11 protein-coding genes are annotated in these 11337 nt (G+C 60.7%); 1 reads left to right on the top strand and 10 read right to left on the bottom strand.

Annotation, left to right across the window (positions count from 1 at the left end; genetic code table 11):
• Nucleotides 1–11: 11 nt before the first annotated feature.
• Nucleotides 12–1244 (bottom strand): MobA/MobL family protein, encoded by a 1233-nt coding sequence (locus tag AC3IF3_RS30675; RefSeq protein WP_489231789.1) that lies wholly within the window; start codon nucleotides 1242–1244, stop codon nucleotides 12–14.
• Nucleotides 1245–1574: 330 nt separating this feature from the next.
• Between AC3IF3_RS30675 and AC3IF3_RS30670 the strand changes: the two genes are divergently transcribed.
• Nucleotides 1575–3287: a type IV secretory system conjugative DNA transfer family protein gene (locus AC3IF3_RS30670; RefSeq protein ID WP_489231787.1), complete on the top strand. Its 1713-nt coding sequence runs from the start codon at nucleotides 1575–1577 to the stop codon at nucleotides 3285–3287.
• A 10-nt stretch (nucleotides 3288–3297) separates the two neighbouring features.
• On the opposite strand, the gene AC3IF3_RS30665 is transcribed toward AC3IF3_RS30670, so the two are convergent.
• The 9 genes from AC3IF3_RS30665 to AC3IF3_RS30625 form a co-directional block, all read right to left on the bottom strand.
• Nucleotides 3298–4125 (bottom strand): hypothetical protein, encoded by an 828-nt coding sequence (locus tag AC3IF3_RS30665; RefSeq protein ID WP_489231786.1) that lies wholly within the window; start codon nucleotides 4123–4125, stop codon nucleotides 3298–3300.
• Nucleotides 4122–4421: a hypothetical protein gene (locus AC3IF3_RS30660; protein WP_489231785.1), complete on the bottom strand. Its 300-nt coding sequence runs from the start codon at nucleotides 4419–4421 to the stop codon at nucleotides 4122–4124. Before AC3IF3_RS30660 ends, AC3IF3_RS30665 begins: the two co-directional genes overlap by 4 nt.
• A 60-nt stretch (nucleotides 4422–4481) precedes the next feature.
• Nucleotides 4482–4637 carry a hypothetical protein gene (locus AC3IF3_RS30655; RefSeq protein WP_489231783.1) on the bottom strand — a complete coding sequence of 52 codons (156 nt, stop codon included), beginning with the start codon at nucleotides 4635–4637 and terminating at the stop codon, nucleotides 4482–4484.
• A gap of 137 nt (nucleotides 4638–4774) precedes the next feature.
• Nucleotides 4775–5692 carry a hypothetical protein gene (locus AC3IF3_RS30650; RefSeq protein ID WP_489231781.1) on the bottom strand — a complete coding sequence of 306 codons (918 nt, stop codon included), beginning with the start codon at nucleotides 5690–5692 and terminating at the stop codon, nucleotides 4775–4777.
• Between the two features lie 12 nt (nucleotides 5693–5704).
• The gene (locus AC3IF3_RS30645) at nucleotides 5705–6778 is read right to left on the bottom strand and encodes a hypothetical protein (protein WP_489231779.1); all 1074 of its coding nucleotides are present in this window, start codon (nucleotides 6776–6778) and stop codon (nucleotides 5705–5707) included.
• A 318-nt stretch (nucleotides 6779–7096) separates the two neighbouring features.
• Nucleotides 7097–7312 carry a hypothetical protein gene (locus tag AC3IF3_RS30640; protein WP_489231777.1) on the bottom strand — a complete coding sequence of 72 codons (216 nt, stop codon included), beginning with the start codon at nucleotides 7310–7312 and terminating at the stop codon, nucleotides 7097–7099.
• 508 nt (nucleotides 7313–7820) lie between these two features.
• On the bottom strand, nucleotides 7821–8999 hold the full coding sequence (locus AC3IF3_RS30635) for a hypothetical protein (RefSeq protein WP_489231774.1): 1179 nt from the start codon (nucleotides 8997–8999) through the stop codon (nucleotides 7821–7823).
• Between the two features lie 700 nt (nucleotides 9000–9699).
• Nucleotides 9700–9999, bottom strand: coding sequence for a hypothetical protein (locus tag AC3IF3_RS30630; RefSeq protein WP_489231772.1), 300 nt, complete (start codon nucleotides 9997–9999; stop codon nucleotides 9700–9702).
• Entirely contained in the window at nucleotides 9999–10874 is an 876-nt protein-coding gene (locus tag AC3IF3_RS30625) for an ArdC family protein (protein WP_489231770.1), read from the bottom strand. Before AC3IF3_RS30625 ends, AC3IF3_RS30630 begins: the two co-directional genes overlap by 1 nt.
• Nucleotides 10875–11337 lie beyond the last annotated feature (463 nt).

Below are 11337 nucleotides of genomic sequence, written 5' to 3'. Positions count from 1 at the left end.
CCTATAGGGGTTTAAAGATGAGTCCGCGAATGCTCATGGTCGTTCGTCCGATCATGCTCCCGGCCATCAACCTCGTGCCGACGCTCCGCCAATTCCGCGCTTCGGTCCTGCTCAATCCTCGATGACGCGGCGCGATCGAGCTGACGGTCTTCGGCCTGGTGTCGATCATCCAAGGCTTTCGCCTCACGCTGGTGATCGACGGGGATGCGGTCGCGCTCTGCCTGAAACGCTTCGCGAAGATCCCCGGCCTTGCGGTCATGGTCGGCACGATCGGGCGGGGCAGGGGCAGGCGCAGGATCGCGACCGGTCAAGCTCTGCATCACGCGGCCGAACAAGCCTGGCTGTTCGCGCGTCGGCTCGGGCTGGACAGGACGGGCCTGCTCGATGGCACGGGCTTCGCGGCGGTCGATGTCCTTACGGCGCAGCTCGGCACGGGTCTCCTGCTGCCGCGCCTGCTCGGTTCGTTCCCGGTCGTGTCGTGCAGCCTGATCCTGCCGCGCTTCCCGTTCCCAAGCTTGGCGCTCGCGGGCCTGCCGGTTCCGTCTGGCGTTCGTCCGGCCCGGACCCTGATGCTTTGTCGCCTGCCGGTCGATGCCGCGGGCCTTCAAACTGCGATGCTCGACTAGGACGCTATTCCCGTGGCCTTCTGCGGCAAGCGCCTCGTTCATCAACGCTGCCAAGGTTGCCCGCAACGCTTTGACCGTCCGGCTGCCGCCCTCCTTGATGTTCCATTCGCGGGTTTTGGAAGCTAGGCCGTTTACCGTCATGCGCCTTGTCGTGAACAGCATGTGGCAATGGTGGTTGCGCTGATCGCCAAGCTTGCCGGGTGCGTGAATGGCCCAATCGACCGCTACCCCGTGCGCCTCGACCATGTGCCGTGCGATCCGGTGAACAAGCGCCAACCTCGCGCATGCCGATAGCTCGGCCGGAAATCCGAAAAGCACCTCACGGGCAACCAGGGCGTCCGCTTTCCATGCTCCGGCATTGGCTCCGCGTTTGCCGTTACGCTCTCGAAGCTCGGCCGCATTCCACAACCTAGAGCGGTCAAGGGTCCAGCTAGGCGCATCGACGGGAGCAAGGATGCCGGTAGCCTCAAGCCCTGCTTTGGCCCGGTAATCGTGGACCCGTCCCTGCCGTTCGCATTCGATCCGGTCACATGCTCGGTAGGCTGCTGCTGCCGTTGCGGACCTTCCCTTGGACCGGTTCAGGCTTTGGATATGGGCTGTAAGTTCAACGATCCGCATCCCCACCTCCCATCAAAATGAGGGTCCCCTTCGGACCCGCATCGCTGCGTCTTCGCAGCCTGAGGCCCATGGCCGACCAAGCTCCGCAGGACGCGCAGTGACCCTTGGAACGGCCAGAATTGCATCGGGAGACAGTTCGGCCCCTTGGTCGATCTGGCAGGACTTGGTTTTCCCAAGTTCGGCCCCGGTGTAATTCTGGTTAAGTGCGCCATTGCCAGTTTTCGCGCGCGCGTGAGGACTGGCAGACGCGAAGGCGTCGGCTATCCTTGCCGCATCGTCGGCAAAGCCCGATAGGGCGGCCCGCCCGGTGAGAACAGGGGAAGCGGAACGATGTTCGGCTGGACCGGCAAAGCCAAAGGCGCAGCGCAAGCGGCACCCTCGGGCAAGGATGCCCCTGCTTCCAATGGACGGGACCCGATGGCCGGGTTTCCCCGTGGCCTGCCCGGTGACAATACGGACAAGCCGGGGGCGTCTGCCCGATGGCCGTCCCTCGATGAAATGGCGGCCCTCGAAACACGGCCTGGTGGCCCGAAGATGTGCGAGTGGCAGCCGGGAATGTTCCTGCTCGGGCGTGACTCGGCAGGCCGCTACTACGGCCACGACGACGACCGGCATATCCTTACGGTTGCAGGCAGTCGGGCAGGCAAAGGCGTGTCGCTGATCGTCCCCAACCTTCTGTTCTGGCCGGGGAGCTGCATCGTCATCGACCCTAAGGGCGAGCTGGCGACTCTGACCGCTATGCGCCGATCGGCGGAAGGCTCGGATTGGTCGGTCCCCATGACGCCGGGCGTGGGCGAGGTCTACGCCCTCGATCCGTGGGGCAGGGTGAAGGGTAAGGCGGCGGCCTTGCCTGCTGCTGGCTTCAACCCGATGGCCGAAATGGACGTGACCAAGGACGGCTTCTTCGATCAATGCTCCCTGCTGGCGGACGCGCTGATCGTGCAGGCGACGGGCGAGGGCGCACACTGGACGCAGGGCGCTCGGACCCTGCTTCTCCTGCTGATTTACTACGTCGCCGCAACCAAGGAGACCGAGGAAAAAAACCTTATCGAGGTCCGCCGTCTGCTCGCGTTGCGCGGCAAGGCAACGCTTAAACTGTTCGAGGAAATGGCGGGCAATAGGGATGAGTTCATCGCCGAAAGCGGCAAGGCGTGGGGCGGCATCCGTGAGGGGGAGCTGCAATCCATCGTAGCGAGTGCCGCCACTCAGACCGCGTTCCTCGACGGCCCGGAAATGGCGAAGGTGCTGAAAACGTCCTCGTTCCGGCTTGAGGATTTGAAGGAGCGCAGGATCACCGTCTACCTGTGCCTGCCCGCGTTGCGTCTGGCGACGCATGGCAAGTGGTTCCGCATGTTCATCAACATGGCGATGGATGCCATGGAAAGGACGGGGCCGATCAAACAGGGACAGCATAGAGTGCTGTTCTGCCTCGATGAGTTCGCCGCTATAGGCGCTAACGAAACTATTGAGAAGGCGGCTGGACAGATTGCATCGTTCGGCGTGAAGCTTTGGCCGATCATTCAGGATTTGCCGCAACTGATGCGGGACTATCCGGCATCTTGGGAAACCTTCATGGGCAACGCTGGTTTGTTGACGTTCTTCGGCAACACGGACCTTTCCTCGACAAAACACATATCGGCGCGGCTCGGGGAAACCGAAGCCATCCGCTGGAAGTATTCCGATACGAGAAATTGGCAGGAGTCGAAGGGTACAAACACACCCAATCTTGCCGCTGCGCTGGTCGGCACGGCCGGAGGAGGCGGCGGCACTTCCAAAGGCTCTAACGAGGGCGGCGCATTTGGAAAGACGCAGGACTTTCAGCGCGGGCCGCTGATGACGCCTAGTGAGGTCGTGGGGGCCTTCGCCCGCGAGCGAGGCAACATCCTTGTCCTGATCCCGGATAAGCCCCCGCTGGTGCTGAACCGGGTGACGCATTACGGGGCAGAGGACGACGCTCTCATGGGCGGCCTGTTTGAACCCATCGAGGGACAAAAAAACCCGCTGACCATGCGCGATCAGCGGGAGATGCGGGACGGCCGGTAGCGCCACGGTGCTACTGCTCGGGATGCTCGAAGCGATGGACCGCAACGCGGTCGTACCACTCGGGCGTGAGGCCGTTGTGCACGGTGTCGATGCCCTCAACGAACTGGATCAGCGTGGCGCGGGGCTGCTTCTCTGCGTAGGCTCTGAGCTGGGCGCGCTGGTCCTGCGTCCACTCCCGATGCGGCACGGCAGGGCGAGCCGCTACCTCCTGCACGGCTGGACCGGTGCGGCCGGTCTGAACCGTGCTGGCCTGCCTGACTGAGCCATCCGTGGTGGACATGCCCCGCTTGGCAGCGGCGGTCTGGCCTGCGTCGAACAAGCTGGCCTGAATACCCTGCCGGAGGTCGTTGCCGACTCCGCATGTGGCATTGGCGACGTTCTGTGCGCCGCCATGCCAGTCGATGTCTTGGCTCTGACGCTGCCAGCCGACCGGGGCGGTAGGCTGAGTGTTAGCGGCGATCATCTTGCCGGCAAGGCAGGCAAAATCCGTTATCCTGGCCGCAACACTCAGTCCCGAAAGATTGTCGGCCTGCTGCACGATCGCTGCATTAACCATCACTTGGTCGATCGCGGTCTTAGCCTGTGCCTGAGCTTGGGCGTCCGCCAAGCTACGCTCGTATTCGAGCCGCATGGCCATCTTGCCAGCCAGCTCGTGGTTCTCGAAACTAGCCGTAGCATCGCCCATGATTTCCATGGGCTTGTAGCCAGCGGGCATGACGATTTGCAGGGCATACAGGCTGACGCCTGCAAGTGCGCCCGCTGTGATTATACCGCCTAGATATGGTTGCACACGGCCCCATGCCGATACGGGCGGAGGTGCGCTAAGTTCCGGGTTCATCGGTAGGTCTCCAAATCCTTCGGGATGATGATGCCGGGGCCAGCCAGGCGACGGCGTAGGGCGTCCTCTTGCGCTTGGATCAGGGCCAGCTCTGCGAGGGCTGCGGACACTTCGGCAGCCATGGCCGGGGAACACGTCGAACCGGACCCGGCGAAGCTGCTAGGTCCGGCCGATACGATGGCTGCGAGAACGGCGCTGGCTGCGCCGATCCGCAGAAACAAATTGAGCCGCCGAATGCCGGTGATGGCCTCGGGCGGCTCTGGAAAGGTGATGTGTTCGTCGGGTTGGCGGACCATGGCTCGGTCTCCGCACGGCGGGGACACGGGAGCGGCGTTGTGGCCCCTCCCGCGTTGCGGTCAGTCTTTTTTGATGATCGTGACCGGACGCGGCGGCGGAGGCGGAGGCGGAGCCTCACGGCCTTTGTTGTATTGCTGCTGCGCCATGTAGTTGTCGAACTTCGGATAGGGACGGGTGGTCCCCTGATCTTGGAAACCCTTGTTGTAGCTGCTCATGACGACGCTCCGTCGTGAAGGTGCGTGCCGTGCGGCAACCGAGCATGAGGGCCGAAACCACACACGTCCGAGTGCCGCACGACAAGGGCACTATCGGACGGTCACGGCTGGTGTAAAAGTGCGTTCGTTTGGTTTTCTCAACCCTGCGTCAATGCGCCACGCTTCGCCCGGTGTTTGGCTCCCGCTGCCCGTGCATTCGCCCGGTAGCGTTCTATCGCTTCTTCTGGGTTGGCCATGAAACGGGGGTCGGTTGTCTTAGCCAAGGCAACCGCCTCGTCTGGGTGGCGATGGGCACGGTTACTGTAAGCCCTGTAAAGGGCAGGATCGCATTCGCCGATAGCCTTGAGCGTCAACACGCCCGCCTCGATCCATGGGGCGTAAACCTTTCTGACAAACTCGGTGGCCGTCATGCCGGGTGGATGATCGGACCAAGGCACCGGGGCGACGGTCGGCAGCGGCATGGCTGGTTTAGCGGCTTGGCTGAACGCATGCCGCGCGGTCCTGGCAGCCTTCAACTCGGCGTCAAATTCAGGGTCCAATGCCTCTAGCTGCGCGACGTAGGCGGCAAGGGTTTTATAATCTGTGTTTTCGAGCGCCACGCGGTCCTTTTCATCCAACCCGCTGAGGGCGGATATTTCCAAAGGACTTTCGCTAAATTCAATCGGTTCGTCACGATATAAAACAGGTGATGGCGGTGGCGGATCTTTTTTAGGCTCACGGTCTACGCGAACAAGTCTGTAGAAATTGTATAAACCGCGTTCTTCTTCATTGCTAAGAAGTGCTATGCAGTCGCGAATGATCGCGTTTACGTCCTCAGGTTTTGGGCAACTGAATCTATCGCCCCAGCCAACGGCATGTAAAAGGAGCTGAGCTTTTTTTACTCTTTCCTGATCTAAAGGGCGTCCATCAGGGCTAGTCCACTCTCTAAAGATAATTCCATACTCAGCATCTCCAGCGAGACGGCCATCAAGAACTCTTAACGGCGTTTCTCGTCTAGCTTGCTCTAGGATGGCGTGGCCAATCGCCTTCTTATGCTCCGCATCGTCTTCCGCCATCGACGCTACGCCTCACGCCCGCTCCAACTCCCGTTCGGCGGGTATATCCCTAGCAGCCTCGCGAAACACCTCCTGCCGATCGGCTGTGGCTTCGCGGGATGCAGACGCCTCCCGGCTATCTTCCGGGGTAGGTTCACGCGCTGGCGGGGCTTCGCGGTTCTCCGGGGCGGCGCGTCCAAAATCCTCAGTGGGACGGACATTCCCTCGGGGCTGCGCCTGCCGGTCCTGCTGCTCCTGCTCGCGCCTCTGTTCATTCTCTCGGTCGGTCTTCTCGATGACGCGGGCGCGGTCCTCGATCTGGCGGGGCCTGTCTGCGGCATGGTCGCGGGTCATCCGCTCCCGCTCGTCGCGGATCATCTCAAACAGGGCCTTTTGCTCCTTCATGCGGTCGATGCGCCCGGCCTGCTCCCGCTGGTCCTGCCGCTCCCGCAAATTGGCATGATCGACGTTGGTCTTGTGCCGCTCCGTTTCATGCCGCTGCACGATGGCTTCGCGCTGCCGGTCGTTCTCGGCACGGCGGCCGGGGATCAGCTCGGCAACGCGACCGGCAAGCCCTTTGCGGCGGCCGTCGAAGTCGCTCAGCTCGCGGTCCTGCCTCTCGTGTGAGTTGGTGAGGGCGTGGTGCAGCCGCTTATCGGCCTCGGCCTTCGCGTCATGGAAACCAGGTCGGGCGGCGGCGTGACGGGTCCGCATTTCGTCCGTCATCCGGCGATGCGTAACTTTCTGCTCCTGCTGCTGGCGCTTCTGCTCCTGATTGACGACGGCGGTTGCCCGCTGCTGTAGCTCCTTCTGCCGGGCGGTTTGTTCCGCCTGCTTCCGGGCATGCTCGACACGTCGGCCCTCGTCGCGGCGACGGTCTGCCTTCTGGTTGAACTCGCGGCGCATCTGCTCGCGCCGTTGATCGGCCTGCCGCTGCATGGTCCGGCGACGGTGATCCTCGATGCGCCGAATAACCTTCTGGCTGGCGTCATGCTTACGCTGATGCTTGATCCGTCCCGTGGCATCGCGGCGGCGATCGGCCTCCCGGTTGAAGTCGGTGCGGGTCCGCTCCTGCAACCGCCCCAACTTACCGCGCTCGGCGGCCATGTCTGCCCGTTCCTGCCGCTCCTGGGCGCGGTGCAACGGCGTAAGCTGGTGGCGCTGATGGGCGGGTCGGGACGGGTTGGACGCTTTACGCGGGGCGGGCTGCGGTGCCTTAGCCCGATCCGGGGCCGCCTTGCGTGAGCGGGCGGGCTTTGCAGGCTGCGAGGGATCGGCTTGCCGTTTCAGCCGGTCGGCCATTCCGAAGGATGCGCGGCGGGCTGCTTCTCTCGTGCGGGAACTGCGGGCCATAGTGGGAGCCTCGATCTGCGAGAACGGCAAAGATGCGCCATTCTCACCCGCCTAACAAGGTAGAGGGGGCGCTTACGCGCCGCCCTCGTCGCCCTGCTGGTCTTTCGGCTTCTTGGTGCGGAGCACGATTTCGCCGGGACTGTTCGGCAGCAAGTCGAGGCGAAGATTAAACCCGTTGCCGTCGTTGTGCGCCCAGGCCGCACCGATCTTCGTCCAGTAGGGGTTTTCGCGATCCGGCACGAAATACGCGTTGAAGTCTGGCTGTTTCTTGGATGTGGACTCGCTCATGGTCGTTTCCTTTTGTTATTGGCCGGCTTGATCGCCCGCCATGACATCGTGCCTTAGTCCGGGCGGCCGGGACAGGTGCAAGTTCGCGATGGGGGAGGGGTATTGCCCGGCCTGGCAGCCCGGCACTTCCGGGCGAAGGCTGGGGACACCCCCGGAGCGCCCCTTTAGGGGTTGGCTTGTGCCTGGCCTGGTCACCCGGCCATGATGTGAATGGTGGGTGATTTCTAAGCCGGTCCGGTGACGGAAAACGACGCTGCGCGGGGCCTGCCGCCGGGAAATGCCCTGGCTTGCGTCATGGCGAAGGCTGGGAGGGGTCTTTGGCCGCTAAACGGTGAATCAGTGCCGCCGCACCATGAAAAGCAGCCTGGCGGGCAGCTCTGCCGGACTGACGACAGGGCTGGTCACAGCGATAACTGAAAACAAAGCTCTGCCGACCAGGCTGATCGATGATAAGTATGCGCTCGTTGCCTATTACGAAGGGCAGTCAAACGGCCTAAATTGGTGGGCTTCAAAGGTTCTTTTTGAACAGAGACATAGCGCATGAGCAGCTATTATTGGTTCTGCTAGGACAAATAAATTTTTTATCGTCGCAAGCCCTTTGCCAATATCCCTTGATTGTTATGGAGTCTGAATAGCCAAAGCTCTCCATAATTCGAGACGCATTCATTTGACCATTTACGTTCCAAGCAGGGGACATTATAAGAGACGGCCGGAATTTATTTAACTGCCGTTCCGTAAAATCAAATAAATCTTTTCCCACCCCTCTATTTCTGCTTTCGTCTGAAATACATATTGTCTGTATGATACCTATTTTACCGGTAATATCAGACGTAGCAATATCATCAGTGACTTGCTGCTCTATTTCTTTCTGCACCACATCAGATAAAATATTATCGTTAAAAATAAATTCATGAAGTTTGGTCGCTGGCAACATGTAACTTAGGCTAAAGCCGACAATTTGACCTTTTTTGTGTTGCCTTACAACGATCAATTTAGCATTGGGAATACTTTCTAACTTAGGCTCAATTCCAGACTCAAAATACCGGTGACCAAAAGCCTTCTCGGACAATAGCGCTACACGCGGCCTATGCTCAGGCTTAAAATCGCTGAAATATAACTTGCCAGGACGTCTTCTAAGGATATATTGTCCACTACTTATTTTGTGGTTTTCTTCGTCCCAGCCACTCCAATAGCCATCGAAATCCATTACACCTTCCTTTTGTGCCAAGAAAAAAGATCCTACACTTCTACTATCTCTATGTCCCACCTCCTTATATGTACCAGCCATTAAATGCCCGTGAAAAAGCTCTCCTTCCAGATGCCAAATCCTTTCACTGCTGCTTCTAAGGTCTGTAGCCGTATTTACTCCTATAATCTTCGCTCCTTTCTGAATTATCTTCAATAATGAATACATTTTTATATCGTTTCCTTTCGAAAAATCCTCATAATATGCAATATAATTGCCAGATATTTTATAATGTCTGGCTTTCCATTTATCGGATAAAAATTCAAATGATCTTTTCACAAGTATTTCATAAAACAAAAGAAACAGTAATACCGCTGATATTTCAACTATCCAGTGGTTTTGCAGGATTTCGAGAAATCCTGCGCCAGCGTGCCTAGCACTCTCCTCCGGTCTAGCTGACAAATCGGGATTTGTATCCAATACCGTGCGAAAGAACCTCATCAAAACAGTCTCAATTATAATTCGCCTACAAGCATTGAAGAGCCTGCATGTGCGTCCGAAAAAAGGCAGCCCGGCCAGGTGCCAAGTTGGCACAAACCAACACGACTAAAATTTTGGGAGTGCTGCAATCAAGTCACAGAGATTGATTGCTGCCAATTTAACTGGGCAGGTCGAGCAGCGTCTGGGGTCTCGGTTGGGGACCGCTCCGGCGGTCATGGCGCTTCGCGCCAATGGTGCCGACTGGCGTCGGCCGGTCATTCACCCTTACGCGGCAAGCGTACCGCCGTGCTCGCTCCGGCAAGGGGTGGGGCCTCGCCATGCTCGCCCCAGAATAGGTCCGGGGCTGCGCGTGGCTCCGGTCCCGGCTATCGCCGCCCTTGCTCTCCGCTCCGTGCGAGCGGTGCGGGGAACGCGATCGGGACGAAGAACGATGCAAGGGAGGATCGTGCCTGCGGCGCGATCGAACAAAGAACATGAATAGGGGTATAGAGGTATAAAGGCATACCTCTATGAACGGGGAGGCGCGTAGCGCGGGAGTAGCCGACAGGCGCGGGGGACCGGCTCTGAGCCGGTGGGCCGTCTCCTGGGGTCCGCCTACAGCGGGGGAGGAGGCTTTAGCCGGGCGGGCGCGCTTTGCGGGGGCCTCTGGCTTCCCTCTGGCGAAGTCCCCGGCATGATGCCGGGGATCTGATGCCGATTTCTAAAACAGGGTGAGTTGCTGCCGTTTGGCCTGTGCCGCGATCCACTCGGGCCGCTTCGCCTCGGCTTCGAGCATGGCGGTGACGTAGGGCAGGGGGCCGCCCCACTCCGTGAGGATTTCCGGGGAGACGAATATCGAGCGGTATCCGGTCGAGGTGATGGGGAGCGGCTGCTGGTCCGGGCTGCGCACTTCGATATGCGAGACGTTGCCAATGCCGTTCATCCAGTCGCCCTCGTAGCTGACCGACAGAGGAATCCCCTGCCAGTCGAGCGATAGCTGTTCCTTGATGCGGTCCTCCATCACGCCACCTCCTTTCCAGACAGGAAGTCGGCGGCGCGCTGCGCCTGACTGGCGGCGGTGAAGATGGCCCGCTTGTCGGCTTTCAGCACGTCGAGCCAGTGGCCTAGATAGGCCGCATGGTCTTCGCGGGGTTCGGGGGTGAGGTCGAGCGCGGCGGACAGGAACGCCGCGCCTAGCTCCGCGATCAGCTCCTCGAACGCATATGCCTTGTCTGCGAACCGCTTGCCGTACTCGCGGGCGAGGCGGGTCGTGTGTCCGGTCCAGTGCGTCAGCTCGTGGATCAGGGTCGAGTAATAGGCCGGAGGATCGCGGAAGGCTTCGGGGGCGGGCATCTGCACCACGTCGACGTGGGGGCTGTAGAAGGCCCTATTGCCGCCATGCTGGATGGTTGCTCCGGTTGCCGCCGTGAATTGGTCCGCCCGTTCGATCCGCTCGAAGGTGGGCAGGGGTTCGGCGTCCGGGATCGGATAGCGGTCGCCTAGGCCGTCGATCTGCTCCGTGTTGAACACGGTGTAGGATTTCAGGAAGGGAATGCGCTGTTCGCTGTCCGCGCCCGGTGCCGCGCTCTCGTCGGTCCGGGTGATGCTGCCCGCATAGACAACCTTGCTACCGGTTTCGCCCTTGCGGACCTGTCCGCCCTGTTCGGTCGCCTGCTGGTAGGTGAGCCATGTCGGTGAGCCATAGCCCCGGTCGATGGTCGCGCCCCAGAGCATCAAAATGTTGATACCTCGATAGGCTTCGCCGTTGCTGCGGCGGGGCAGGATGATCCTGCCGGACGTGTTGCCGCTGCTCCATGGCTTCGTCCAAGGTCTGACGCCCTGCTCTAGGCTGAAAATGATGCTGTCGGTAACGGTCTGATAGATGTCCTTTTTCACTGTTCTTCTCTCGTCTAAAGGGTTGCGCATGCAACCCTGCTAGGCCGAGCGCCAATGAGCGTGGGGAGGCGGTCAACACTGTCCGGCGGGTAGGGGTATCTCCCAGCCTGCCAGGCTCGTCTTCGAGCCGAAGGCTGGGGATGCCCGCCGGACACGGGCCAAGGCCCGCTCGGTGTTGACGGCCGGGGCCGGCACGGCCCTCTTGCTGTCTTGATAGTCGGGAGGCGCCAACGGCGCGGGGGTAGCGCAGCGCGGGGGACCGGCACTGAGCCGGTGGGCCGTCTTCTGGGGGTCCGCTTTAGAGCTGGGGAGGAGGCTTTAGCCGGGCGGGCGTCTTTGCGGGGGCCTCTAGCTTCCTGCCTTGCGTCAACGATCGTCACCGGATGGCCGAGACCGTGGCTCGGGTCGCTTCGCGACTAGAGCGTGACCCTGGAAGGGGGACGCCTCTTTCCGGCGAAAGCCG

This window comes from Methylobacterium sp. J-118, assembly GCF_057836565.1.
The sequence above is the reverse complement of the archived record's forward strand: the minus strand, read 5'-3'. Positions and strand labels throughout refer to the sequence as shown.